Here is a 25,621-nt window from a genome sequence, read left to right as displayed (position 1 = left end):
CCTGTACACATCAGCACGGAGTCACACCCCTCAAACGGGGCCATATCCGCACACGTGTACGTACATGCCTACGCACAGGTGCCCGGCGCCACACGAAGTGGCACCGGGCACTGTGACGGTTCTTACCGCCGCGTCACGCTCCGCGCACGCCGGTCAGGCGCGCCCGGCCGTCTTCTGCGTCTTGCGGGTGACCGAGTCGATCACCACGGTGGCGAGGAGGACCGCGCCGGTGATCATGTACTGGATCGGCGTCGCGATTCCCTCCAGTGCCAGACCGTACTGGATGGACGTGATGACCATGACGCCGAGGAGGGCGTTCCAGGTGCGGCCGCGGCCGCCGAAGAGGCTGGTGCCGCCGATGACGGCCGCCGCGATCACGTTCATCAGCAGGTCGCCGGCGCCGGCGCTCTGGTTCGCCGCAGCGATCTTGGAGGCCCAGAAGAGGCCGCCGATCGCCGCGAAGGTGCCGGCGATCGCGAAGACCGTGATCCGGACCCGGTTGACGTTGATGCCGGCGCGCCGGGAGGCCTCGACGCTGCCGCCGAGGGCGAAGACCTGGCGGCCGAAGGTGGTGCGCCGCAGGACGAAGTCCGTGGCGACCAGGGCCAGCACGAAGAGCACGACCGCCAGCGGCAGGCCCTTGTACTGGTTGAACACCAGGGCCGGGCCGAAGGTGAACACCGCGAGGAGCCCGGTGCGCAGCAGGATCTCGCCGAGCGGCCGGGAGGGGACCCCCGCCGCCGCGCGGCGCCGGTTGTCCGAGAACGTGGCGAGGAAGTAGCCCGCCACGGCGAGGGCGGCGAGCCCGTAGCCGACGGCCACGTCCGAGAAGAAGTACGTGGTCAGCTGCCCGACCACGCCCTCGGAGTCGAGGTTGACGGTGCCGTTGCTGCCGAGGATCTGCAGCATGGCGCCGGACCAGAAGAGCAGGCCCGAAAGGGTGACGGCGAAGGCCGGGGCACCGATCTTGGCGAAGAAGAAGCCGTGGAGGGAGCCGATCAGGGCGCCTCCGGCGATCGCCGCGAGGATGGCCAGCCATTCGTTGACGCCGTTGGTGACCGAGAGGACGGCCACGATGGCGCCGGAGACTCCGGAGACGGAGCCGACCGAGAGGTCGATCTCGCCGAGCAGCAGGACGAAGATGATGCCGACCGCCATCATGCCGGTGGCCGTCATCGTGATCGCGATGTTGGTGAGGTTCTCGGCGCCGAGGAAGTTCGAGTTCAGCCCCTGGAAGATGCTCCAGATGATGATCAGGCCGAGGACGACGGGCACGGAGCCCAGGTCGCCGGCCTTGAGCTTGCGGCCGAACTCGTTCAGGTACCCGGCGAAGCCCTGCTCGCGTACGAGCAGGCGGGGGTCCACGGCCGGAATGGCGTCGTGGGCGGCGGCCGGATTGACGGGGTCTATGTGCTGGGTGCTCACTTGCGGGCCTCCCCGGTGCGGGCCGCCCGGCGGGTCACGGCGTTGTCCGTGGCCCCGGTGATGGCGGAGATGATCTCTTCCTGCGACGTGTCCTTCACGGAGAAGACGCCGTTGTTGCGGCCCAGCCGCAGGACGGCCACCTTGTCGGCCACGGCCTTCACATCGGCCATGTTGTGGCTGATGAGGATGACGGCGTGACCGCGCTCGCGCAGCCGCTCGACCAGGTCGAGCACTTGTGCGGTCTGCTCGACGCCGAGGGCGGCGGTGGGCTCGTCGAGGATCACGAGCTGGGGCTCGCCCAGCATGGAGCGGGCGATCGCCACGGTCTGGCGCTGACCGCCGGAGAGCGAGGCGATGGGGATGCGGACACTGGGGATCCGGATGGACAGGGTGGTCAGGAGCTCGCGTGCGCGCCGCTCCATCTCCACCTCGTCGAGGATGCCGCGCCGCTTGAGCTCGCGGCCCAGGAAGAGGTTGCCGACGACGTCGATGTTGTCGCACAGCGCGAGGTCCTGATAGACCGTCGCGATGCCCAGGTTCTGGGCGTCGTGGGGCTTGGTGATCGAGACCGGGCGGCCCTGCCACTCGATGACTCCGTCATCGATGGGGTGCACGCCGGCGATCGTCTTGACCAGCGTGGACTTACCGGCGCCGTTGTCGCCGACGAGGGCGACCACCTCGCCGGAGTGGATCTCGAGTTCTACGTCGGTGAGGGCCTGAACGGCACCGAACCGCTTCGAGACCCCTCGCAACGCCAGTACGGGCGCAGCGGACACATGAACCATCTCCTTGCCGCCTGACCGGCGGGGATGTCGTGCAAAAGAGCAGGACCACGGGGGATTTGAGAGAAACGTTTCTGTTCTGTTCTGTCCGGCGCCCCGCCGGTGGCGGGATGGAGGCGGGAGCGCCGGACAGGTACGGGGGGCCGCTCGGCGGACCGAGCGGCGGTGGCCCTACTTCAGGCCGATGGCGGCGCAGGCGGCCGCGTACTTGTCGGTGCAGATCTCGTCGACCGTGTAGACGTTGTCGCGGACGACGGTGTCCTTGACGTTCGCCTTGGTCAGCGAGACGACCGGGATCAGCAGGGACGGGACGCCCTTGGTGGTGGGGCTGTCGACCTTGGCGGTGGCGGTGGTCGCGATCGACTCGCCCTGGGCGAGGGCGACGGCCATCTTCGCGGCGGCCTCGGCCTCGGGGGCGTACGGCTTGTAGACGCTCATGAACTGCTCGCCCGCGACGATCCGCTGCACACCGGCGAGTTCGGCGTCCTGGCCCGTGACCGGGGGGAGGGGGGACACGCCGGCCGCCTTGAGGGCGGTGATGATGCCGCCCGCCATGCCGTCATTGGCGGAGTAGACGCCGATGACCTTGTCCTTGCCGAGCGCCGAGAGGGCGGCCGCCATGTTGGTGTTGGCGTTCTCCGGCTTCCACTCGACGGTGTCGTACTCCTTGCCGACGTTCACGTTGCCGTCGAGGACGGAGTGCGCGCCCTTCTTGAACAGCGCGGCGTTCGGGTCGGTGACCGAGCCGTTCATCATGACGATCTGGCCGTCCTTGGCCTTGGTGCCCAGGGCCTCGAGGAGCGCCTTGCCCTGAACCTTGCCGACCTCTTCGTTGTCGAAGGAGGTGTAGGCGTCGATCGGGCCCTCGGCGAGTCGGTCGTAAGCCACGACCGGGATGCCGGCCTCCTTGGCCTTCTTGACCGAGCCGGCGATGGCCTTGGCGTCCACCGCGCCGATGATCAGGACGTTCACCTTGTTGGTGATCATCGTGTCGACCTGCGAGTTCTGCGTGGTCGCGTCCTGCTTCGCGTTGGCGTAGACGACCTCGCCCTTGCCCGCGGTGAGATCCTTGACCGCCTTCTCGATGAGCGGCTTGTCGAACTTCTCGTAACGCGCGGTCTGGTTCTCCGGCAGGAGCAGACCGACCTTGACGGCACCGCCCTTGACGGCGCCGGAGGCGGTGTCCGTCTTGTCCCCGGACTCCTTCGCGCTGCCACAAGCGGCGAGCGAAACGGCCATGGTGCCGGCGGCAACGGCGACGGCAACTCTGCGCATACGCGTGTTCATTACTTGAACCTCCCTGACGAGGCCGCAGCACTGCGGCCGAGGTGGATGCGAGTCAACCCCGGCCGCAAGTTTGCCGTCAAGGAGTGAATGCTTAACGAGATGACAACGACGCCATTCGTTATCTAACTGAAGACAAGACGGCGGGGGCTCGCACTCCACTTCCATTTTCTGCCAAAAGCGTCGAATCGCCCATCTCACTCAGTACGAGGGCCAGCGCCCCCAGCACCTCGGCCCGCCCGCCCAGGGACCCCGTGAGCACCGAAAGCTGCCGGGCCGCACTGGGGATCGCGTACCTCCCCACGGATTCACGGATGGGGGCCAGGACCAGTTCACCGGCGTCCGCGAGGGAGCCGCCCAGGACCACCCGGCTGGGGTTCAGGAGGTTGCACAGGCTGGCCACCCCGCTGCCGATGTGGCGGCCCACGTCCGTGATGACCCGGCGGCAGCCGGGGTCCCCGTCACGGGCCAGCTCCACCACCCGCTCCATCGTCAACTCCGGCCCGTGGCTGCTCTGCAGGAGCGGCAGCACGTACCGGGCGGCGGCGAAGGTCTCCAGGCAGCCCCGGTTGCCGCAGCGGCAGACCGGACCCGATTCGTCCAGCGTGATGTGCCCTATCTCGCCGGCCGTGCCGCCGGGTCCGCGGTAGATCTGCCCGTTGATCACGAGACCGGCGCCGACACCGCTCGCGACCTTGATGTACGCGAGGTCCTTGACCCCGCGCCCGCTCCCCCAGACCAGCTCCCCCAGCGCCCCGAGGTTCGCGTCGTTGTCCACGTAGACGGGTACGCCCAGGCGCTGCGAGAGCTCGCGCCGCGGGTTGATCCCGGCCCAGCCCGGCAGGATCGCGGTGGACCCGAGGGTGCCGGACTCCAGGTCGATGGGACCCGGTACGCCGAGCCCGACGCCGATCACCTTGTCCCGGCCGATCCCGATGCCCTCGACGAGCCGCCCCACCAGGGCTTCCGCCCGGTCGAAGCCGTCGACCCAGGAGGCGTCCACGTCCAGCGGCTCGGACTCCTCGGCCAGCACCTGGTGGGCCAGGTTCCCCACCGCCACCCGCAGGTGGGTGTGGCCGAAGTCGACGCCGATCACGATGCCGGCGTCACCGCTGAGCGAGACGCTGCGGGCCCGCCTCCCCCCGGCGGAGGTGTCCGTGACCTCGACGGTCCCGGCCTCCTTGAGCTCCCGGACGATGTTGGAGACCGTGGCCGCCGACAGTCCGGTGCTCCGGGCGATCTCCGCCTGGGTCAGCGAACCGGCTAGCCGCACCGCCCGTACGACGCGCTCCAGATTGGCGCGATGCAGTGAAGACTGCGATCCGGGAGTCTGCACGACTCATCCACTCCTGCCCATAAGCAACGGCAAGCCGTCGCCCCCCGGCCGGGGCCGTCAGCGGCTGCGCGCTCCGGCTGACACGAGACCCCGGCGTCTCTCCAACTTGTGAACCCTTAGTCGAGCCTTTGCGCATCGAGACGTCAAGGGGCCGACGCAGTACGAAACGGTCACTACCGGCCATAAGTATGAGAGAAACCTCCATCCTGATCGTGCTACGGTCGCCGTGGCGCTGGTCAACACGGTCTTCACGGCCGGATCGGGCGCCCTCTGTCATACAAGCGCTACGCAAGGAGGTGTTCGGGATGAGTCCCGATCGAAGTCCTTGCAGCGCTCTCTTCGGCTGAGCTCCCTGAGCGGCCGGTCTCTCTTCGAGTGTGCACGCCCGCGGCCCCCCGCCGCCTCCGTGCGTTCCTGCATTCATCTTCGTAACCCCTTCCGCACGCCCTGACGCATCCGTCAGGCGCGCGTCATCCATGCCCATCGGCGTGCCCCGCGGCCATACGTACCGCTCCGCGCCGACCCATGATCACTCCACGTGACCGAACGGCTCCGTGCTGCCCGGACGCCGTGGAGGGAGGTTTTTGCCATGACCATGCTCACCCCCCGTACCCCCACGAAGCTCGCACCCCCGGGCCGGGCCCGCCGCGAGCGCAAGGCCGCCGAGCTGGAGGCCCGCACCCGGGTCGTCGGCGAACGGCTCGCCGGGGCCAGCGCCCGACCGGGCGTCCAGGTCCTGCAGGAAGTGGACGCTTCCCGCAACGGCCTCACCCACGCCGAGGCCGCGCTGCGCCTGGAGCGCCACGGATCCAACGTCATCGCCCAGGAACGCGCCCCGCGCTGGTACGTCCAGCTGGCGAAGGCGTACGCCAACCCCTTCATCGCCGTCCTGGTCTTCCTCGCGGCCGTCATGTACTGGCAGGACCCCGGCGACCCGGGCGTCGTCATCCTCTCCGTGATGGTCGGGATCAGCGGCGTACTGCGCTTCTGGCAGGAGTACCGTTCGGGCCGCGCGGCCGACGCGCTGAAGAAGCTCGTCACCACCACCTGCGCGGTGCAGCGCCGGGCCGGCAGCGGCTCGGGCGCCACCACCTTCGAGATCCCGATGGACCAGGTGGTCCCGGGCGATGTGGTCAAGCTGGGCGCCGGCGACCTGATCCCGGCCGACCTGCGGCTCATCACCTCCAAGGACCTGATGGTCAGCCAGGCCGCACTGTCCGGCGAGTCCCTGCCGGTCGCCAAGGCCGACACCCGCGCGGACGACCTCGGCCAGTCCGAGACCACCGACCCCGTCGAGGCCGACAACATCTGCCTGATGGGCACCTCGGTGACCTCCGGGACCGCGACCGGAGTCGTCGTCGCCACCGGCGCCGACACCTACTTCGGCTCGATGGCCGGCTCCCTGGTCGGCGAGCGCCCTGAGACCAACTTCGACACCGGCGTGCGCAAGGTCAGCTTCCTGCTGATCCGCTTCATGCTGGTCATGGTCCCGATCGTCTTCGTCATCAACGGCTTCACCAAGGGCGACTGGGAGGCCGCCTTCCTCCTCGGCATCGCCGTGGCGGTCGGCCTGACCCCCGAGATGCTGCCGATGGTGGTCTCGGCCAACCTGGCCCGCGGCGCCGTCGCGATGTCCAAGCGCAAGGTCGTCGTCAAGCGGCTCAACGCGATCCAGAACCTGGGCGCCATGGACGTGCTCTGCACGGACAAGACCGGCACCCTCACCGAGGACCGCATCGTCCTGGACCGCTACCTCGATGTGCACGGCGACGACGACAACGAGGTCCTGGAGTACGGCTACCTCAACTCGCACTTCCAGACCGGCCTGAAGAACCTGATGGACCAGGCGGTCATCGACCGCGTGGGCGAGGCCGAGGAGGTTGTCGTCGATGCCCGTTTCTCGATGGTCGACGAGATCCCCTTCGACTTCGCCCGGCGCCGGATGTCCGTGGTCCTGAACCGCAACAGCATCGTGGGCGGCTCCGGCCGGCCCGAGCACGTCATGATCACCAAGGGTGCGGTCGAGGAAGTCCTCGCCCTGTGCACCCACATGACGGACCGCGGACAGCGCGTCGAGCTGACCGAACAGCTCCGGTGGCACGTCACCCGCATCGCCGAGGACAACAACCGCGAGGGCCTGCGCGTCCTCGCCGTCGCCACCCGCACGATGAGCACCCCCCGCGACACCTACACCGTCGCCGACGAGGACCAGCTGACCCTGGTCGGCTTCCTCGCCTTCCTCGACCCGCCGAAGGCCGATGCGGCCCAGGCCCTGCAGGCCCTGGCCGACAAGGGCATCGCGGTCAAGGTGGTGACCGGGGACAACGAGCTCGTCGCCGCCCGGGTCTGCGCCGATGTCGGTCTCACCGTCGGCCACGTGGTGGGCGGCACCGAGATCGACGTCCTCGACGACGCCGAACTGCGCGTGCTGGCCGCCCGTACGACGGTCTTCGCCAAGATCAATCCGGTCCAGAAGGCCCGCATCGTACGGGCCCTGCAGGCCGACGGCCACACGGTCGGCTTCCTCGGGGACGGCATCAACGACGCGGCCGCGCTGCGCGACGCGGATGTCGGCATCTCGGTGGACACCGCCGTGGACATCGCCAAGGAGTCCGCCGACATCATCCTGCTGGAGAAGGACCTGACCGTCCTGGAGCAGGGCGTGATCCAGGGCCGGACCACCTTCGGCAACACGATCAAGTACATCAAGATGACGGCCAGTTCCAACTTCGGCAACGTCTTCTCGGTACTGGTGGCGAGCGCCTTCATCCCCTTCCAGCCGATGCTGGCGATCATGCTCCTGGTGCAGAACCTGGTCTACGACATCGCCCAGCTCGCCACCCCGTGGGACCGCATGGACGAGGAGTACCTGCGCAAGCCCCGGAACTGGGACGCCAAGGGCATCGGCCGCTTCATGCTCTGCATCGGGCCGATCAGCTCGATCTTCGACATCGCGATGTTCGTCATCATGTGGAACGTGTTCGCCGCCAACACCGAGGCGCACGCGGCGCTCTTCCAGTCCGGCTGGTTCATCGAGGGGCTGCTCTCGCAAACCCTGGTCGTCCACATGATCCGTACCCGCAAGATCCCCTTCATCCAGTCGCGGGCCTCCTGGCCGGTGATGGTGATGACCGTGCTCGCGGTGCTGACCGGCCTCTTCCTGCCCTTCTCCCCGCTGGCCGCCTCGCTGGGCTTCGTACCGCTGCCGGCGAGCTACTTCCCGTGGCTGATCGGCGTACTGCTGGCGTACTGCACGCTCACGCAGCTGCTGAAGACCGTGTACATCCGCAAGTTCGGCACCTGGCTCTGAGGAACCGTGGGTGAGTGGGGGCGGTCCTCCTACTGTGCCCGCTGGGGCGGCACATGGTCCGCGAACCGAGCGGCGGGCCGAGGTGGTCACCCCTTCGGGGCCGCGTGCCTGGACGTGGAGGAGGCTCACATCCGCCACCGACTGGCGACACGCTCGGCCAACCTGGCCGCCGACTGGGCTCGAACCGCAGCCAGGCCGACCCGAAGGCCGGCCTGGTTACGGTGCCCGTACTGCTGCCCCCAAGTCCGGGGGCGAATGCGCGAGGAAGCTGTCAGCAACCTCTCTCTCGACCGGTCCTGTTCACCGTGCAGGAATGAACCCTGCGCAGTGGCACGCCCCGAACGGTCTTGGGCGCACTGGGCTCCGGCTTTCACGGCCCGGTCGGCGACACGCATCATGTGCGTGGTCCGTTCCAGGAGGTCCGGTTCCCTCACGACCTGGCCAAGTGGACACGGCCAACGGCGGCGGGGAGGCCCTGAACCATCACTCCGGTGGAGCAGGGGCCCCGCACGCTGGCACCGCACCCGGCGTCCCAGATCGCACCAGCGACGCTACCCGACCGAGTGCCGCCCCTCGCAAGCCGCCAATCCGACAACCACCCAATCGAGCTAACGGCCGGGGTGAGCTGGTCGGTCGGGCCCGACCCCTCCGTCTCGGCGGTCAGCTGGTCGGTCGTGCCCGACCCGTCCGCCGCGTGAGCGGCGGACGGGTTACTTGATGGTGGCGGAGGTCAGGCCCGCCTGGATCTGGCGCTGGAAGGACAGGTAGACCACCAGCATCGGGATCATCGCGATGGTCACGCCGGCGAACAGCACCGGCAGGTCCGTCTCGTAGCCCATCTGGTACTGCAGCTGGATCAGGCCCTGGGTGAGCATGTAGCGCTCGGGGTCCGATCCGGTCTGCGGCTGCATCAGCACGGAGGGCAGGATGTACTGGTTCCACTGCCCCAGGACATTGAATATCCCGACGCTGATCAGGCCGGGCTTGGCCATCGGCATCATCACCTGGAAGAAGACCCGGGTGTGCGAGGCACCGTCGATCACCGCCGCCTCGTGCACGGCCGTCGGCAGCGTCCGGAAGAACGAGTGCATGAAGAAGACGGTGAATGGCATCGAGTACGCCACGTACACGAGGATCAGGCCCTGGTACGAGTTGAGCATGTCCAGCCGCTTCACCATGAAGAACAGCGGGACCAGCGCCAGGAAGACCGGGAACATGGCCCCGCTGACGAAGAAGTAGTAGACCGGCCGGTTGCCCGTGAAGGGGTAGCGGGCCAGGACGTACGCGGCCATCGAGCCGAGCAGCATCGTCAGCGGGACCGAGAACACCATCACGATCAGCGTGTTGGCGAAGTAGTCCCCGATGCCCTTGTCCCAGGCGCGCCCGAAGGCGTCGAACTCCCAGTTGGCCGGCCAGCTCAGGGCCGAGCTGCCGATCTGCACGTCGGTCTTGAACGAGCCGAGCACCAGCCAGATCAGCGGCAGGACGATCATTATCCCCCACACGGCGAGGAAGCCGTGTGAGAAGACGTTGAGCACCATGCCGTCGGAACCGCTCTTGCTCCCGCGGGGCTGCCCGGTGGCGGCGGAGCGCTTCTCGGCCGCCGCCTCGCCCGGTGCTTTGATCACAGTGGTCATCGTGGTCTCCCGCTAGAACTCGACGTGCTCGCGGCGAGTGGCCCGCAGCGTGATGGCGGAGAGGATCAGGGTGAGGACGAGCATCACGACCCCCATGGCACAGGCGTAGCCCGCATTGCCGAAGTAGAGGAAGTTACGCATCAGCACCGTCGCCATGACCTCGCTGTGGTGGTCCGGTCCGCCGCCGAACTGGCCCGAGGTCATGGTCGACACGAGGACGAACATGTCCATCGCGGCGATGCCGAGATAGACCGCGGAGGTCTGCACAGAATCCCACAGCAGGGGCAGCGTGACCTTGAAGAAGGTCTGGGCGCGCCCCGCGCCGTCGAGCAGCGCGGCTTCGTAGATGTCCTTGGGGACCGACTGCATGGCGGCCGAGAACAGGACGAGGTAGAAACCGACCCCGTGCCAGACGACGACGAGCAGCAGGCACCAGAGGACGAAGTTGGGCTCGTTGAGCCATTCGATGGGGTGGGCCGGGTCGACCAGGCCCAGTTTGGTGAGGAAACCGTTCAGCAGGCCCCCCTCGTCACTGCGGTACACGGCTCCGAAGAGCACCGCGAGGATGGCGAGGGAGAGCACCTGCGGGAAGAAGTAGATCACCTTGTAGAGGGCGGAGCCCGCCACCCCCTGGACCCCGCCGGCTCCGCTGCGCCCGCCGGCGTTCAGCATGAAGGCGAAGAACAGGGCGATGAGGATGGTGATCGTCGGGACGAACACCAGGAGCAGCAGGTTGTTCAGCAGCGCGCCGCCGAAGACCTCGTCCTTCATCAAGGCCGAGTAGTTGTCCAGCCCGACGAAGTCGAAAGTCGGAGACTGACCCGTCCAGTTGGTGAAGGAATAGCCGAACGTCTGAATGTACGGCCAGATGACAAAGGTCAGGTACAGCGCAAGGGGCAGGATGAGGAAGCCGGCGATGAAGCCGCCCCGCCCCTTGCTGTTCGCTACGTGGCTCATGGTGTCCGTCCCTGGTGTTTCCGGGTGCCCGGTGGACGCGGTGTCAGCTGCGCTTGTTGTTCTTGGCGTTCGGGTCCTGGGTCGCCTTGTTTACCGCAGCCTGGGCCCGCTTGATCCATTCCTTGGGCTGGATCCGCTTGGCCATCAGCTCATTGGACGCGTTCTGGATCTCGGTGTCCATCGCGCTGTACCAGTCGGCGTAGCGGTAGTTGAACGTGTTGTCCCCGGCCGACTTGAGTGCGGCGACGGCCGACTGGGTGCCCGGGCGGAGCTTGACCCCCGCGTCCACGCCGTCCTTGAGGACGGTGAGGGAGTTGGCCTGCTGGGCGAAGAGGGTCGACCACTCGCGGGACAGCATCGAGCGGAGGAACTCCAGGCCGCCGGCCTTGTTGGCGGCCTTCTCCGGGACGATGAAGGGCTCGCCGGCGCCGGCACGGATGGCCTCGAAGGGCAGCTTGGAGCCGGCCAGCACCGGCATCGGCAGGAACTGCATGTCGAAGTCTTCCGGGGTCTGCTTGAGCTGCTCGTTCTCCAGCCAGGAGCCGGAGGTGATGAAGGCGGCCTTGTACTGGTTCCACTGGGTCTGGGACTCGGTGTGGGTCAGGCCGTTGGTGCCCGGCATCAGCAGGTCCTTCTCGACCAGCTCGTACACCGCCTCGACGGCCTCCAGCGCGACCGGGTTGTCCGCGAAGGCGTTCGGCTCCAGGTTGTCGATCGCCTTCATGGCATCCAGGCCGCCCTTCTTGGCGATCAGGTCCATGATGGCGACGTTGATGTAGTACGGGTGCTTGCCCTGGTGGGCCAGGCCGCCGATGCCGGCCGCCTTGGCCTTCTGGCAGATGTCCATGAACTCGGGCCAGGTCTTCGGCGCGGTCCAGCCCTTCTCCTTGAAGAGCTTGCCCGAGTACCACAGGCCCCAGACGGTGTAGACGTACTGCAGCGCGACGAACTTGCCGCCGACCATGCCGGCCTCGATGGCCGCGGGGATCAGGGTGTCGCGGACCTTCTTGCTCGGGTCGTCGAGCGACGGGGCGTCGAGCACCACGGTGAGGTCGGCGAGCTGGTTGCCCTTCACGAGCACGTCCAGCTTGATCTGCTGGGCGCCGGAGTCGTCGACGACGTCCGGCGGGTTGCCGCCGTTGAAGCGGGGCTGCAGCTTGGAGGTGATCTCCTGGGTGGCGAGGTGCGAGGAAGTGGTGCCCCACTTCTTGTCGAACGCCGCTTCCCAGGCCTTGGCGTAGTCGTCGCCGTAGCCGCCCTTGAAGACGACCACGTCGAGCTTGCCGCCCTTGGCGACGCCGAAGGGGTTCTCCTTGGTGACGGCCACCTTGGACTCGTTGCCCTTGGTCGTCTCCTCGGAGCCGGAGGCGCAGGCGGACAGGAAGCTCATCGTCGGAACCGCGATGAGGCCGAGTGCCGCGGAGCGCTTGATCAGGTCCCGGCGGCCGAAGCCCTCACCGTTGCTGTGCTCGCCGTGGGCGGAGGTGGATCCCATGCTCAAGTCCTCGCCTTCGTCAGGAGTGTGAAGGAGGAAGGAAAGTGCGACTGCTGCCGCCCAGCGGACATCACCGCAGGTCCCCGCCGTCCCCCCGTCCGGAGCCGCTCGTTTCGCGGTGACCCGGACGGGCACAGGTATAGTCCACTTCCGCTCCTGTGAGCAAGATCATGTACCGGTATGGGCCCCGGCTTTTCCGAGTTGAGACCTCACCGTCACCTGACCTGGACTGTCGGAGCCGCCCGCAGAAACGGAAGGGCCGTACCCCCTTAACGGAGGTACGGCCCTTTGGTGCCGGTATGCGCTGTGTGCTTAGCCGCGGATGAGGTTGCGGAGCACGTACTGCATGATGCCGCCGTTGCGGTAGTAGTCCGCCTCGCCCGGGGTGTCGATGCGGACGACCGCGTCGAACTCCACGCCGGTGTCGGTGGTCACCTTGACCGTGCGCGGGGTGGTGCCGTTGTTCAGCTCCTCCACACCGGTGAAGGAGAAGGACTCCTCGCCGGTGAGGCCCAGGGAGGCCGCCGTGACGCCCTCCGGGTACTGCAGGGGCAGGACGCCCATGCCGATCAGGTTGGAGCGGTGGATGCGCTCGTAGGACTCGGCGATGACGGCCTTGACGCCGAGCAGCGCGGTGCCCTTGGCGGCCCAGTCGCGCGAGGAGCCGGAGCCGTACTCCTTGCCCGCCAGGATGACCAGCGGGATGCCGGCGGCCTGGTAGTTCTGCGAGGCGTCGTAGATGAAGGAGACCGGCGCGCCCTCGACGGTGAAGTCGCGGGTGAAGCCGCCCTCGGTGCCCGCCGCGATCTGGTTGCGGAGGCGAATGTTGGCGAACGTACCGCGGATCATGACCTCGTGGTTGCCGCGGCGGGAACCGTACGAGTTGAAGTCGCGGCGCTCGACGCCGTGCTCCGTGAGGTACTTGCCGGCCGGGGTGTCGGCCTTGATGGCGCCGGCCGGGGAGATGTGGTCGGTGGTGACCGAGTCGCCCAGCTTCGCCAGCACACGGGCGCCGGCGATGTCGGAGACCGGGGTGGTCTCCATCGTCATGCCCTCGAAGTACGGGGGCTTGCGCACGTAGGTGGACTGCGGGTCCCACTCGAAGGTGTTACCGGTCGGGATGGACAGCGCCTGCCACTGGGCGTCGCCCGCGAAGACGTCCTGGTAGGACTTGCTGAACATGTCTTCGCCGATCGCGTTCGCGACGACGTCGTTGACCTCGGCCTCGGTGGGCCAGATGTCCTTCAGGAAGACCGGGTTGCCCTCGGAGTCGGTGGCGATGGCGTCCCGGGTGATGTCCACCTTCATGGAGCCCGCGATGGCGTACGCGACGACCAGCGGCGGGGAGGCCAGGTAGTTCATCTTGACGTCGGGGTTGATGCGGCCCTCGAAGTTGCGGTTGCCCGAGAGGACCGAGGTGACCGCCAGGTCGGCGTCGTTGATCGCCTTGGAGATCTCCTCCTCCAGCGGACCCGAGTTGCCGATGCAGGTGGTGCAGCCGTACCCGACGAGGTTGAAGCCCATCTTGTCGAGGTACGGGGTCAGGCCGGCCTTGTCGAAGTAGTCGGTGACGACCTTCGAGCCCGGGGCCAGGGTGGTCTTGACCCACGGCTTGCGGGCGAGGCCCTTCTCGACGGCCTTCTTCGCCACGAGCGCCGCGGCGACCATGACGTAGGGGTTCGAGGTGTTGGTGCACGAGGTGATCGCGGCGACGGTGACGGCGCCGTGGTCGATCTCGAAGGAGGTGCCGTCGGCCAGGGTCACCGGGGTGGGCTTGGTGGGCACACCGTTGGAGGAGGCCGGGGAGTCGGACGCCGGGAAGGACTCCTTGCCGGACTCCTCGTCGTCGGAGACGTAGTTGCGCACGTCCACGGCGAACTGCTGCGAGGCGTTCGCGAGGATGATGCGGTCCTGCGGGCGCTTGGGGCCGGCGATGGAGGGGACGACCGTGGAGAGGTCGAGCTCCAGCTTCTCGGAGAAGTCCGGCTCGGCGGCCGGGTCCAGCCACAGGCCCTGCGCCTTGGCGTACGCCTCGACGAGGGCGACCTGCTGGGCGTCGCGGCCGGTCAGGCGCAGGTACTTCAGCGTCTCGTCGTCGATCGGGAAGATCGCGGCGGTGGAGCCGAACTCCGGCGACATGTTGCCGATGGTGGCGCGGTTCGCGAGGGAGGTGGCGGCGACGCCCTCACCGTAGAACTCGACGAACTTGCCGACGACGCCGTGCTTGCGGAGCATCTCGGTGATGGTCAGCACGAGGTCGGTGGCGGTGGTGCCGGCCGGCAGCTCGCCGGTCAGCTTGAAGCCCACGACGCGCGGGATCAGCATGGAGACCGGCTGGCCGAGCATCGCGGCCTCGGCCTCGATGCCGCCGACGCCCCAGCCCAGCACGCCCAGGCCGTTGACCATGGTGGTGTGCGAGTCGGTGCCGACGAGGGTGTCGGGGTACGCCTGGCCGTTACGGACCATGACCGTGCGGGCCAGGTGCTCGATGTTGACCTGGTGGACGATGCCGGTGCCCGGGGGGACGACCTTGAAGTCGTCGAAGGCGGTCTGGCCCCAGCGCAGGAACTGGTAGCGCTCCTTGTTGCGGCCGTACTCCAGCTCGACGTTCTGGGCGAACGCGTCGGCCGTGCCGAACTTGTCGGCGATGACCGAGTGGTCGATGACCATCTCGGCGGGCGAGAGCGGGTTGATCTTCGCCGGGTCGCCGCCGAGGGCCTTCACGGCCTCGCGCATGGTGGCGAGGTCCACGACGCAGGGGACGCCGGTGAAGTCCTGCATGATCACGCGGGCCGGCGTGAACTGGATCTCCTCGCTGGGCTGGGCCTGCGAGTCCCAGTTTCCGAGCGACCGGATGTGGTCGGCGGTGATGTTCGCGCCGTCCTCGGTACGGAGCAGGTTCTCCAGCAGGACCTTCAGGCTGTAGGGAAGGCGGGCGGAGCCCTCGACCTTGTCCAGCTTGAAGATCTCGTACGACTCGTCGCCCACCTGCAGCGTGCTGCGGGCGTCGAAGCTGTTCGCCGACACGACAGTCTCCTTCATGCATGAATTCGCGCGTATTGCCGCAATCCTGCCGCGAGGCACTCTGGCCTTTCCGCTAAGGTGAGGCTAAGTTAGGTCACCCTTACCAGCGGGGCGGCTGCGGCACGTCCGGGGCAGATATCTCGATGTCGAGATAACTCTAGTACATGCCAGGGGGGCGGGACGAGGCACGCACCCTCAGCCCCGCCGGGACGGTCAGCCGGCCAGTGGATTCCGCTTGTCCGGATTCGATCAGCTTGACCAGGGACGAAACCGCCGTTTCGGCGATCCGCTCCGGATCGAAGGTGACGGTGGTCACGGCAGGTTCGTTCTCGGCGTACGCCGGATCCTCGCCGGCACAGACCAGCAGGAGGCCCTTCTCCCCCGGGCCGGGGCTGGGGCCAGGGCTGGGGCCGGGACCTGAGAGACGGGGAACAGCGCGAGCTGGTCGCTTCGGTCCCGGCAGGTCCTGCCACCTTGATCGGGTGTGCCTGTGGTCCTTGGCGGGCTCGCGGCCCCGCGTGCCCTCGGTAAGGTGACGGTCTGGCCGGTAGCTCTCCGCACGACGATCCTCTGGTCGTGTGCGGTCACACCTGGCCGACGCCGGATCCCGTGTCCGAGGGCGCGTCTGCCGATCGCCACCGAGGCCGCATGGTGCCCGGTGACGATCGTGATCTTCGATTGCTGTTGAAGCGGCTGCTTCCAGTGCTGGGCTCCCCAGCGGGAGGTGTAGGCGGGGTCGACCGCGACGACGATTAGGCCGACGTGGTAGGCCATGCCGGACAGCCGGTCGCGGAAGCGGGCCGTGGGCAAGCCCGCAACCGTGCGCCGGAACGCCTTGCCACGCTTGCCGCGGCCCATCGTCTCGCGGCCCGTGGCGCGGGCGTCGGCGAAACCGAGGTTCTCGATGGCCAGACCGGCGCAGCCGTGCTGGTGCGCGAGACGGATCAGTTCGCTGATCGCGGCGCGCAGGCGTCCGTCGCGCTGGGATGTGGGTCCGGTCAGGTCGGTGGGTACGGTGATCGGACGGCCGACTGGGTTGCCGTGAACGTCGACGACGCAGGCGGCGAGGTGTCCGGCATTGAGATCCACGGCGAGCAGCCGGACACCGGTCGCGGCCAGCTCGGCGGGGGTCGGGAGAGACGTCGCCGGGGTGGACCAGGAGGCGTCGAGGTACCAGCGCCCGCGTTCCGGGTCGCAAACGATGTCGTAGCGCACCGAACGGTTGGCGCTGATCCGGTCCAGCCATTCGCCTTGGCGGTGATTGAAGGTGACGGCGCAGGCGAGCCGGTAGCGCCCCCGGGGTGCGTTGGCGAGGTGCCTGAGGGGTTCAGGGGGAACGATCTCGACCGTGCCTTCAGCGGGATCGACGGTGATCGTGTAGTTCCCGTACGGAGCGCCGGACTCCCCGTCAGCGGTCAGGAACATCCGGGCAGCGTCCCACCTCTCCCGCCACCCCGCGTGTGTGAGCCGGGCGTCCGTGAGGTGGTGCCGCGTCTTCGCCAGTCGGCCGCCACCCACAACGATCGCCGGATGCCCGGCCTCGATACGACGCTCCACCGCGACCAGGCGCGTGGTGAGCACCTGCAACCGGCGCTGCTTCTGCGCACGTTCGTCCGGGCTCGGGTAGCCCCGGACACCGCCCACACGCTGCCCGCACGGCACTGCCAGACGCTGAACGGTCTTGGCGATGGCCCGGCGCAGGGAAGCCCTCTCGTCGAACAGACATCTCAGGGAAAGCTGGTACTGATCCTCGCTCGCGCGGTTGATCGCCCCCGCCCAGCGGGACGACGACACCCTCGTCAGTGCCCGCTTCCGTTCCGCCCGCCGATTGCCCTTGACCGGCACCCTGCCGATACGGACACGCTCGGCAAGATCGGCACGGGCATGCCCGCCGAGATGCTCACCGACGACCCTCAAGACCTCGGCGTCGCTGGCGGACACGCGCAGACGATCCCTGATCCGCGCACCCGCGGGAGCGCACACGGTGAACGAGTCGACCGGCGCGCGTAGTACACGCTTCCGCTTCTCCTTGCTCCCACCACGTACCACCAGCTACCCCCCTCTCCCCACAGCGGCACTAACGTTCCCCATTCAGACTGACGCTTCAACGACGCCTCCGCGCCTGCAGCTCCTCCCGCTTCACTCTTACGAGGTAGCCGACAGCCGGCGATGGCCAACAGCCGAATCAACAGCCGGTTGCCCGGCGCACGGACCGGAGAAGGCGGGCGCGCGGCTGGCGGGCGGTTCGGACTGGCCGGTGGACGCCCTCCAGGTGTGGAACCAGCTCCGGACGGCGATCGACCGGCAGGGCGCGCAGGGGGCGGGCGAGCTGTACCGGGAGCAGGAGGCACTGAGCCGGGACACCACGCTGCGGATGCACACCTCGGGCACGGCCTGGCAGCTCCGCCAGGAGGAGCTGACCGGCACGCTGGAGCCGGGCAAGGCGGCGGACCTGGTGCTCCTGGACCAGGACGTGACGCGCTGTCCGGTGGCCGACATCAGCGGGACGGGCGTACGGATGACCCTGGTCGGCGGCCGTGTCGTGCGCGAGGCGGATTCGGCGTCGGGCCGGGCGGCTTCGGCCCGGCTGGCCCGCGCCGCGGCGGCGGGCGCGCGCCCGGCCGCGTACGCCCCGGTCCACGGGGGTGGGGGCAAGGGGCGGCACCACGCCTGCGGGCACTGAGGGTCCGGGGGCTCCCGGGAGGAGCCCCCGCCCCGGGCCGCCGGCCCCGTACTGCCGCCGCTCAGCCCACAAGGCCGTGGCGCGCGGCCCAGGCCGTGACGGCCGCGGCGATCTCCTCGGGCCGGTCCTCCGGGCAGAGGTGGGCGGCGGCGCCGCCGTACTCGGTCTCCAGCGCGGAGATGTTCTCCTCGCTCCACGCGACCAGCTCGGGGCCGACCATCAGGGCGGGCGAGCCGTCGAAGTGGAGCAGGAGCTTGGGCACCCGCGGGCTGGCGGCCAGCCAGGCGTCGTACGCCTCGACCCGGGCGACCACGTCCGCCGGTTGGCCGCCGATGGGCAGGGAGCGGGCGAACCGGAGCATGGGGACGCGACTCCGGGGGGTCGGGTAGGGGGCGGCGTAGACGGCATGGTCGGCCTCGTCCATGGGGTTCAGCACCGTCTTGCCGATGCTGTCCTCGATGAAGAGGTTCCGCTCCAGGATCATCTCCTCCCCCACGCCCGGGGTGCGGATCGCCTCAAACCGGGCGCGGGCGGCGGGCGGGTACTCCTCCCAGGTCATCGGCCGCAGGATCGTCTCCATGAAGGCGAGGCCGCGGACCTTCCCCGGGTGCCGGGCGGCCCGGTCGAAGGCGAGCGCGCCGCCCCAGTCCTGGCCCACGAGGACGGCCCCTTCGACCCCCAGGACGTCGAACCAGGCGTCGAGGTAGCGGGCGTGGTCGGCGAAGCGGTACGCGCCGCCGGGCTTGCCGGAACGGCCCATCCCGATGAGGTCGGGGGCCAGGACGCGGACCCCGCCCCCGATCCGGGGCAGTACCCCCCGCCACAGGTGGGAGGAGGTCGGGTTGCCGTGCAGGAAGACGAAGGGGACGCCGTCGGGGGCGCCCCCGGGGGCGCCGAGCTCCTCGTAGTACATGGTCGAGTCGAGTACGTCGATGACGGGCATGGGAAACCATCCGTTCCGATTCATTCGGGCCATAAACGTTTGTAGTACTAACGAAGTTAAATCGTTAGTACCACGAACGCAAGGGGTACGATCCCGGCATGACCACGGAAGAGGGCCAGGGCGCCCCCACCCTCCCGGCGCGACTGCGCGAACTGCCCAGCCGGCTGCTCTCACAGGCCTCGGCGCACGCCACGCGGCTCGTCACCGAGGGACTGAGCGGGGCAGACGCCCGCAAATGGCATTACGCCACCCTCGTCGCCCTGGACGAGTTCGGACCCGCGAGCCAGGCGGCCCTGAGCGGCCGCACCGGCATCCACCGCAGCGACCTGGTCGCCGTCATCAACGAACTCGCCGCACGCGAGCTGGTCGAGCGCACCCCCGACCCCGCCGACCGGCGGCGCAACGTCATCACCCTCACGACCGCCGGGCGGCGCCGGATGCGCAAGCTGGAGCAACTGCTCGCCGCCGCCCAGGAGGAGCTTCTGTCCCCTTTGTCCGCAAAGGAGCGCGAGCAGCTCGTCGGCCTCCTCGGCCGGCTCGTCGCGCACCACGCACCCGGCGGCCCCACGATGGAAGCTGACGACCGGTAACACCCGCCACCACCGCACCGCCACCCGTCTGCCACACCCGGATCGATCGACATCTCATATCTGAGATACGGTGCATCCATGGCAGACGACTACCTCGTACGCATCGGCAAGCTCATCCGTGACGCCCGGCAGCACCGGGGCTGGACACAGAGTCAGCTCGCGGACGCCCTCGGCACCAGCCAGAGCGCCGTGAACCGGATCGAGCGCGGCAACCAGAACATCAGCCTTGAGATGATCGCGCGCATCGGGGAAGCCCTCGACAGCGAAATCGTCTCCCTGGGCTACGCCGGTCCGATGCACCTGCGCGTGGTCGGCGGCCGCCGCCTGTCCGGCGCGATCGACGTCAAGACGAGCAAGAACGCGTGCGTGGCCCTGCTGTGCGCCTCGCTGCTCAACAAGGGCCGTACGGTCCTTCGCCGGGTCGCCCGCATCGAGGAGGTCTATCGCCTCTTGGAGGTCCTGAACTCCATCGGCGTCCGCACCCGCTGGATCAACGACGGCGTCGACCTGGAACTCGTACCGCCGGCCCGCCTCGACATGGACGCGATGGACGCGGACGCGGCCCGCCGCACCCGCAGCATCATCATGTTCCTGGGCCCCCTGCTCCACCGGATGGACCACTTCAAGCTGCCCTACGCGGGCGGCTGCGACCTCGGCACCCGCACCATCGAGCCGCACATGATCGCCCTGCGCCGCTTCGGCCTGGACATCACCGCGACCGAGGGCATCTACCACGCCCAGGTCGAGTCCGGGATCTCCCCGGACCGCCCGATCGTGCTGACCGAGCGCGGGGACACCGTCACCGAGAACGCGCTGCTGGCCGCCGCCCGGCACGACGGCACCACCGTCATCCGCAACGCCTCCTCCAACTACATGGTCCAGGACCTGTGCTTCTTCCTGGAGGCCCTCGGCGTCCGGGTCGACGGCGTCGGCACCACGACCCTGACGGTGCACGGCGTCCCGAACATCGACGTGGACGTGGACTACTCCCCCTCGGAGGACCCGGTCGAGGCGATGAGCCTGCTGGCCGCCGCCGTGGTCACGGAGTCCGAACTCACCATCCGCCGGGTCCCGATCGAGTTCATGGAGATCGAGCTCGCGGTCCTGGAGGAGATGGGCCTCGACCACGACCGCTCCCCCGAGTACACGGCCGACAACGGCCGCACCCGCCTGGTGGACCTCACCGTCCGCCCGTCGAAGCTCGAAGCCCCGATCGACAAGATCCACCCGATGCCGTTCCCCGGACTGAACATCGACAACGTCCCCTTCTTCGCCGCCATCGCGGCCGTGGCCCAGGGCCAGACCCTGATCCACGACTGGGTGTACGACAACCGCGCCATCTACCTCACGGACCTCAACCGCCTCGGCGGGCGCCTCCAACTCCTGGACCCCCACCGCGTCCTGGTCGAGGGCCCCACCCGCTGGCGCGCGGCGGAGATGATGTGCCCGCCGGCCCTGCGCCCGGCGGTGGTCGTCCTCCTGGCGATGATGGCGGCCGAGGGCACCTCGGTCCTGCGCAACGTCTACGTCATCAACCGCGGCTACGAGGAACTGGCGGAGCGCCTCAACTCGGTGGGCGCGCAGATCGAGATCTTCCGCGACATCTAGGAATCGCGGCACAGCGGGACCGAGCGGGGATGACGAATACTTCCTCAGAACCGTGCAGCGAGTGACCCCGCTAGCTGACGAGTCATCACCGTGGACGAGGCCCCGACACCCTTCACTCAGGGTGCCGGGGCCTCGGTCTTTCGATCTCATTTATCCGTACAAGCGCAGGCCATAGGCGCCATCCAGGAACTGATGGTGCGTTCGACCCCGCCCAGAGCGGCGGTTCGGCCTCACGTCCGTAGCCGCGCTGGGCGTCCCGAGTCGGAGCTGACGGCGTGGCGGCTCGCCCGCCGGGGCGGTGCCGGGGACATCGAACTGGGCATCGATCCGCGTCCCCACTGATGTCGCCCGCGGCGTCATGGCTGATCAAGGCCTTGCCCAGGGCCCCTCGTGAGGTCAGGCACAGATCGCCATGCCACGTGGCCGGCGATGGACGGGCCCTACCCGGGTCCGAAACGACGACGGACGGACGCCCTGGTCTAACGAGGTTTTCAGCCGGGGTAGTTGGTGCGCCAGGGCTCGTAGTGCGGGTTGTCCTCGCAGCGGTCCATGATTTCCACCTTCTTCACCGTGTCCACCGGGCAGACGGCCACGATGAACGAGCGGGCGATGCCACCCGGGAAGGCCACCTCGACCTGGGAGGCGTACTTGTGGGTGTCGCCGATGGTCTGGTTGACGTCCACGCCGCCCGGGGCGTCGATGTAGTAGTTCCAGCCGCTCTTCCAGGACTTGTAGAGGTCGTGGTTGTACGTGGTGGAGACGTACGGGGAGGGCTGGTTGACCAGGACGTAACTCTCGATGTCGTACTGGCCGGTCAGGGTGTCCCTGGGCAGGAAGCCCTCCTCGAAGACCACCGACGGCGGGCGGCCGTCCGAGCGGTAGAGCTGCTTGCAGTTGATCCGCCAGGAGGGGGAAGGGGTGATGCGTTCCACCTCGACGCGTTCGTCGGCGGCGGCGAAGAGGTGGTTCGTGACCCGGGGGCAGGAGTTGGCGGGAGCCGCCGCGTGGAGCGATCCGGGGGTGGCGGCCGGGGCGGACGCGGAGGCGGAAGCGGGGGGCAGCAGGGCGGCGGCGAGGGCCGTCGCGAGTACGGCGGCGCGACGGCGCAGGGCAGAGATGATCATGCGCTCACCCTCGCGCCCTCATGGCGCCCGCGCGGGCATCCTCACTCGATGGTGAGTGTGTCGGCGATCTCACGGACTCCCTTGACAGGGTGGCAAGTTGGTGGCGTAACGATCCTTCGGCGGACGCTCGCCCCACGGATCCGCACTCCGCTTCGAGACCGGAGCCCGCGGTCGTCCCGCCCCAGGCCCACTGCCGGCCGGCACCGCCGCCGAGGTCTCGGTCAGCAACCCGGGGACCCCGTGCCCGGACAAGGCCGGAGCAGCCCTGCGGCCCGTCTCCGTCAGGGCGGGGAGGCTCCGCGCGCTGCGGCGATATTCGGTCGGATGGGCCGGGAGACCTCGCATCCCGTGGGCCGCCGCCCCCAGAATCGGCCTGTCGGCACAGTTCTGAGGGCGGAGCCATGGCATCAGCAGCGCGAACACCACGAGCAGGTACGAGTACGGGTACAGGTACAGGTGCGGGTACCAGCGGCCGTACCGAGATACCCCGGCTGGAGGGTGCCCCGCTGCTCGGGTCGCTCGCCGACCTGAAGGCGGACGCCCTCGGTACGTATCAGCGGGCGCGGCAGCGGCACGGTGACGTCGTGCGGATCACCGCCGGTCCGCCGGGGCTGCGCACCGAGCTGCACTGCGTGTTCTCGGCGGAGGGGGCCCAGCAGGTACTGGCCTCGCAGGCGGCCAATTTCCGCAAGGACAACGCCCTCTACCAAGAGGTCCGCGAGGCCCTCGGCAACGGGCTGCTCACCAGCCAGGACGAGGACTACCTGCGCCAGCGGCGGCTGGTCCAGCCGCTGTTCACCAAGCGCCGGGTGGACGGGTACGCGGACGCCGTCGCTACCGAGACCGCTTCCACCCTGGCCGCCTGGGCGGCGGCCCCGGACGGGGTCGTCGACGTCGCGGACGAGATGATGACCCTGGCGCTGCGCGCCGTCGCCCGGATCCTCTTCGGCACCGACGTGGACGCCACCGCCGAGGTCGTGGACCGGTCCTTTCCGGTCATCACGGCCTACGTGATGCGCCGCGGCTACTCCCCCGTCAACGTCCCCCGCGACTGGCCCACTCCGGGCAACAAGCGGGCGGCCGCCGCGATGGACGAGCTGTACGCGGTGTGCGACGGGATCATCGCCGAGCGACGTGGCGACAGCAGCTCCGGAGCGGGCGAGGACCTGCTGTCGCTGCTCGCCGCCGCGAGCAGCGACGACGACGGGGAGTTCGACGCCACCGAGCTGCGCGAACAGGTCCTGATCTTCCTGCTCGCCGGGCACGAGACGACCGCCACCTCGCTGGCCTTCTCCCTCCACCTGCTGGCCCGCCATCCGGAGTTCCAGGACCGGGCCCGCGCCGAGATCGCCGCGGTGCTGGGCGACCGTACGCCGGGAGCAGCCGACCTCGACCGGCTCCCGTACCTCACCCAGGTGCTCAAGGAGGCCATGCGGCTCTATCCGGCGGCCCCCGCCATCGGCCGCCGCGCGGTCGCCGCGGCCGAGGTCGACGGGCACACCATCCCGGCCGGCGCCGATGTGATCGTGGCGCCCTGGGTGATCCACCGTCACCCCGGCTACTGGCCGGACCCGGAGCGTTTCGACCCGGACCGGTTCGCGCCGGAGGCGGAGGCGGCGCGGCCGCGCTACGCCTGGCTGCCCTTCGGCGGCGGCCCGCGCGCCTGCATCGGACAGCACTTCTCCATGCTGGAATCGGTGATCGCGCTGGCGATGCTGCTACGGGCCTACGAGTTCGAGGCGGTGGACACCGAGATCTCCGTCGTCGCCGGGATCACCCTGCGCAACACCAGTCCGGTGCGCTGCCGCATCCGCCGCCTGGGGACCTGACCGTCAGGCGCCCGCCGCCGGCGTGTGGTTGCCCTGGAGGCGGGCGAGGTCGGAGGGCCGCACCTGGATGACGAAGAGCGCGATCAGTGCCGTGACCAGGGTGAAGGCGGCTGCCGCCACGAAGGCGGCGCTGACGCCCGAGGTGAGGACCTGGTCGCTCCAGGGCTTCGGGTACTGCTTGGTCTTGGCGAAGAAGAGCTTCTGTTCGGGTGTGGCGGTGCGCAGGAAGCTGCCCGCCTGGTCCCTGGCCTCGTTGCGGCTGGCCGTGCCGAAGACGGTGACCAGGATGGACAGGCCGAGCGAACCGCCCACCTGCTGCATCGCGTTCAGCAGTCCGGAGGCCGCGCCCGATTCCCGGTCGGGGACGTTCGAGAGGGCCATCAGGGTCAGGGCCACGAACTGCATGCCCATGCCGGCGGAGAACAGCAGCATCGGTCCGAGGATGCTGCCCAGGTACGTCGAGTGGATGTCGGTCTGCGTGAGCCAGGCCAGCCCGGCGGCCGAGAAGAGGGAGCCGGCCACCATGAAGGGTTTGGGCCCGAACTTCGGCAGCCCCTGGGAGGTGATGCCCGCCGTCACCACGATCATCGCGCTGACCGGCAGGAAGGCGAGTCCGGCCCGCAGCGGGCTGAAGCCCAGCACGTTCTGCACGAACAGGGTCAGGAAGAAGAACATCCCGAAGATCGCGCAGGCGAAGAAGAGCATGATCGCGTACGTGCCGGCCCGGTTGCGGTCGGCGAACATGTGCAGGGGGGTGATGGGCTGGGGCGAGCGCTTTTCGTTGACGACGAAGAGGCTCAGCAGGACCACGGCCGCCGCGAAGGAGGCGAGCGTCAGCCCGTCGCGCCAGCCGTCCTGGGACGCGCGGATGAAGCCGTAGACCAGGGCCACCATGCCGAGGGTGGAGAGCAGCGCGCCCGCGAGGTCGAAGTGTCCGGGCCGGCGGGCGGATTCGCCGATCACCCTCGGGGTGACCAGGGCGATCAGCAGCGCGATGGGGACGTTGACGAAGAGCACCCAGCGCCAGTTCAGCCACTCCACCAGAATCCCGCCGGCCAGCAGCCCGATCGCGCCGCCACCGGCCGAGACACCGGCGAAGACGCCGAAGGCCCGGTTGCGTTCGGGTCCTTCGCGGAAGGTGGTGGTGATCAGCGCGAGGGCGGTCGGGGAGGCGATGGCGCCGCCGACGCCCTGGAGGGCGCGGGCGCCCATCAACTGGCCGGCGTTCTGGGCGAATCCGCCCAGCAGCGAGGCCAGGCCGAAGAGCAGGACGCCGAAGACGAAGACGCGCCGCCGGCCAAGGATGTCACCGGTGCGGCCGCCGAGGAGCAGCAGCCCGCCGAAGGTGAGGGTGTAGGCGTTGACGACCCAGGACAGGCTCTCGGTGGAGAAGTCGAGCGCGGTCTGGATGTGCGGCAGCGCGATGTTCACGATGGTGATGTCGAGAACAACCATGAGCTGGCACGAGGCGAGCACGAACAGAGCTAGTCCGCGATGACCGCCGTTGCCTTGGACCTTGCCGTCGGTCCCGGTGCTGGTACTGCTCGGCATAGCGTTCGGGTCCACTTTTTCGACGCTAAACCCGTATCAGGGG

General features: G+C 68.8%; 18 protein-coding genes. 5 read left to right on the top strand and 13 right to left on the bottom strand.

Annotated features, from left to right (window positions below):
• Positions 1-153: 153 nt before the first annotated feature.
• From ACIQV3_RS18560 to ACIQV3_RS18545, 4 genes are all read right to left on the bottom strand, one after another.
• Positions 154-1,425: a sugar ABC transporter permease gene (locus ACIQV3_RS18560; RefSeq protein ID WP_403713469.1), complete on the bottom strand. Its 1,272-nt coding sequence runs from the start codon at positions 1,423-1,425 to the stop codon at positions 154-156.
• The gene (locus tag ACIQV3_RS18555) at positions 1,422-2,210 is read right to left on the bottom strand and encodes an ATP-binding cassette domain-containing protein (RefSeq protein WP_267752825.1); all 789 of its coding nucleotides are present in this window, start codon (positions 2,208-2,210) and stop codon (positions 1,422-1,424) included. Before ACIQV3_RS18555 ends, ACIQV3_RS18560 begins: the two co-directional genes overlap by 4 nt.
• A 168-nt stretch (positions 2,211-2,378) precedes the next feature.
• A complete protein-coding gene (locus tag ACIQV3_RS18550; RefSeq protein ID WP_403713468.1) occupies positions 2,379-3,482 on the bottom strand; it encodes a sugar ABC transporter substrate-binding protein in 1,104 nt (367 codons plus the stop codon).
• Between the two features lie 130 nt (positions 3,483-3,612).
• Complete coding sequence (locus tag ACIQV3_RS18545; protein ID WP_243331471.1) at positions 3,613-4,827, bottom strand: ROK family transcriptional regulator; 1,215 nt, start codon at positions 4,825-4,827, stop codon at positions 3,613-3,615.
• Positions 4,828-5,416: 589 nt separating this feature from the next.
• Here ACIQV3_RS18545 and mgtA point away from each other — a divergent pair.
• On the top strand, positions 5,417-8,137 hold the full coding sequence (gene mgtA, locus ACIQV3_RS18540; protein WP_403713467.1) for a magnesium-translocating P-type ATPase: 2,721 nt from the start codon (positions 5,417-5,419) through the stop codon (positions 8,135-8,137).
• A 710-nt stretch (positions 8,138-8,847) separates the two neighbouring features.
• Here mgtA and ACIQV3_RS18535 read toward each other — a convergent pair.
• From ACIQV3_RS18535 to ACIQV3_RS18510, 6 genes are all read right to left on the bottom strand, one after another.
• On the bottom strand, positions 8,848-9,774 hold the full coding sequence (locus ACIQV3_RS18535; RefSeq protein ID WP_403713466.1) for a carbohydrate ABC transporter permease: 927 nt from the start codon (positions 9,772-9,774) through the stop codon (positions 8,848-8,850).
• Positions 9,775-9,786: 12 nt separating this feature from the next.
• Positions 9,787-10,731, bottom strand: a complete 945-nt coding sequence (locus ACIQV3_RS18530) for a carbohydrate ABC transporter permease (protein WP_403713465.1) — start codon at positions 10,729-10,731, stop codon at positions 9,787-9,789.
• Positions 10,732-10,774: 43 nt separating this feature from the next.
• Positions 10,775-12,226 (bottom strand): N-acetylglucosamine/diacetylchitobiose ABC transporter substrate-binding protein, encoded by a 1,452-nt coding sequence (gene ngcE / locus ACIQV3_RS18525; RefSeq protein WP_403713464.1) that lies wholly within the window; start codon positions 12,224-12,226, stop codon positions 10,775-10,777.
• Positions 12,227-12,538: 312 nt separating this feature from the next.
• Positions 12,539-15,268: an aconitate hydratase AcnA gene (acnA, locus tag ACIQV3_RS18520; RefSeq protein WP_403713463.1), complete on the bottom strand. Its 2,730-nt coding sequence runs from the start codon at positions 15,266-15,268 to the stop codon at positions 12,539-12,541.
• A 139-nt stretch (positions 15,269-15,407) separates the two neighbouring features.
• Positions 15,408-15,566 carry a hypothetical protein gene (locus tag ACIQV3_RS18515; RefSeq protein ID WP_403713462.1) on the bottom strand — a complete coding sequence of 53 codons (159 nt, stop codon included), beginning with the start codon at positions 15,564-15,566 and terminating at the stop codon, positions 15,408-15,410.
• Complete coding sequence (locus tag ACIQV3_RS18510; protein WP_403713461.1) at positions 15,563-17,191, bottom strand: hypothetical protein; 1,629 nt, start codon at positions 17,189-17,191, stop codon at positions 15,563-15,565. Before ACIQV3_RS18510 ends, ACIQV3_RS18515 begins: the two co-directional genes overlap by 4 nt.
• Positions 17,192-17,234: 43 nt before the next feature.
• On the opposite strand from ACIQV3_RS18510, the gene ACIQV3_RS18505 reads away from it, so the two are divergent.
• Positions 17,235-17,933, top strand: a complete 699-nt coding sequence (locus ACIQV3_RS18505; protein WP_403713460.1) for an amidohydrolase family protein — start codon at positions 17,235-17,237, stop codon at positions 17,931-17,933.
• Positions 17,934-17,994: 61 nt separating this feature from the next.
• On the opposite strand, the gene ACIQV3_RS18500 is transcribed toward ACIQV3_RS18505, so the two are convergent.
• Entirely contained in the window at positions 17,995-18,876 is an 882-nt protein-coding gene (locus ACIQV3_RS18500) for a haloalkane dehalogenase (RefSeq protein ID WP_403713459.1), read from the bottom strand.
• 98 nt (positions 18,877-18,974) lie between these two features.
• Here ACIQV3_RS18500 and ACIQV3_RS18495 point away from each other — a divergent pair, with 98 nt between their 5' ends.
• Together ACIQV3_RS18495 and ACIQV3_RS18490 are read left to right on the top strand one after the other, a co-directional pair.
• Positions 18,975-19,466, top strand: coding sequence for a MarR family winged helix-turn-helix transcriptional regulator (locus ACIQV3_RS18495; protein ID WP_403713458.1), 492 nt, complete (start codon positions 18,975-18,977; stop codon positions 19,464-19,466).
• Positions 19,467-19,544: 78 nt separating this feature from the next.
• Entirely contained in the window at positions 19,545-21,074 is a 1,530-nt protein-coding gene (locus ACIQV3_RS18490) for a UDP-N-acetylglucosamine 1-carboxyvinyltransferase (RefSeq protein WP_327303888.1), read from the top strand.
• 491 nt (positions 21,075-21,565) lie between these two features.
• On the opposite strand, the gene ACIQV3_RS18485 is transcribed toward ACIQV3_RS18490, so the two are convergent.
• Complete coding sequence (locus tag ACIQV3_RS18485) at positions 21,566-22,198, bottom strand: ADP-ribosyltransferase (RefSeq protein WP_403713456.1); 633 nt, start codon at positions 22,196-22,198, stop codon at positions 21,566-21,568.
• A gap of 401 nt (positions 22,199-22,599) precedes the next feature.
• Between ACIQV3_RS18485 and ACIQV3_RS18480 the strand changes: the two genes are divergently transcribed.
• The gene (locus ACIQV3_RS18480) at positions 22,600-24,027 is read left to right on the top strand and encodes a cytochrome P450 (protein ID WP_403713455.1); all 1,428 of its coding nucleotides are present in this window, start codon (positions 22,600-22,602) and stop codon (positions 24,025-24,027) included.
• Positions 24,028-24,030: 3 nt separating this feature from the next.
• Here ACIQV3_RS18480 and ACIQV3_RS18475 read toward each other — a convergent pair whose 3' ends face one another.
• Positions 24,031-25,578: an MFS transporter gene (locus tag ACIQV3_RS18475; RefSeq protein ID WP_403713638.1), complete on the bottom strand. Its 1,548-nt coding sequence runs from the start codon at positions 25,576-25,578 to the stop codon at positions 24,031-24,033.
• Positions 25,579-25,621 lie beyond the last annotated feature (43 nt).

Source organism: Streptomyces sp. NPDC099050, from assembly GCF_044759865.1.
Classification (GTDB): domain Bacteria; phylum Actinomycetota; class Actinomycetes; order Streptomycetales; family Streptomycetaceae; genus Streptomyces.
Note: the sequence above shows the minus strand (reverse complement) of the source record. Positions and strands in the feature narration are given on the sequence as shown.

Bases quoted from the DNA above. Each gene is read 5' to 3' on its own strand.
- ACIQV3_RS18555 (WP_267752825.1), bottom strand. From the start codon at position 2,210: ATGGTTCATGTGTCCGCTGCGCCCGTACTGGCGTTGCGAGGGGTCTCG.
- mgtA (WP_403713467.1), top strand. From the start codon at position 5,417: ATGACCATGCTCACCCCCCGTACCCCCACGAAGCTCGCACCCCCGGGC.
- ACIQV3_RS18550 (WP_403713468.1), bottom strand. From the start codon at position 3,482: ATGCGCAGAGTTGCCGTCGCCGTTGCCGCCGGCACCATGGCCGTTTCG.
- ACIQV3_RS18535 (WP_403713466.1), bottom strand. From the start codon at position 9,774: ATGACCACTGTGATCAAAGCACCGGGCGAGGCGGCGGCCGAGAAGCGC.
- ACIQV3_RS18495 (WP_403713458.1), top strand. From the start codon at position 18,975: ATGACCACGGAAGAGGGCCAGGGCGCCCCCACCCTCCCGGCGCGACTG.
- ACIQV3_RS18475 (WP_403713638.1), bottom strand. From the start codon at position 25,578: ATGCCGAGCAGTACCAGCACCGGGACCGACGGCAAGGTCCAAGGCAAC.
- acnA (WP_403713463.1), bottom strand. From the start codon at position 15,268: ATGAAGGAGACTGTCGTGTCGGCGAACAGCTTCGACGCCCGCAGCACG.
- ACIQV3_RS18500 (WP_403713459.1), bottom strand. From the start codon at position 18,876: ATGCCCGTCATCGACGTACTCGACTCGACCATGTACTACGAGGAGCTC.
- ACIQV3_RS18530 (WP_403713465.1), bottom strand. From the start codon at position 10,731: ATGAGCCACGTAGCGAACAGCAAGGGGCGGGGCGGCTTCATCGCCGGC.
- ACIQV3_RS18485 (WP_403713456.1), bottom strand. From the start codon at position 22,198: ATGATCATCTCTGCCCTGCGCCGTCGCGCCGCCGTACTCGCGACGGCC.
- ACIQV3_RS18490 (WP_327303888.1), top strand. From the start codon at position 19,545: ATGGCAGACGACTACCTCGTACGCATCGGCAAGCTCATCCGTGACGCC.
- ngcE (WP_403713464.1), bottom strand. From the start codon at position 12,226: ATGGGATCCACCTCCGCCCACGGCGAGCACAGCAACGGTGAGGGCTTC.
- ACIQV3_RS18480 (WP_403713455.1), top strand. From the start codon at position 22,600: ATGGCATCAGCAGCGCGAACACCACGAGCAGGTACGAGTACGGGTACA.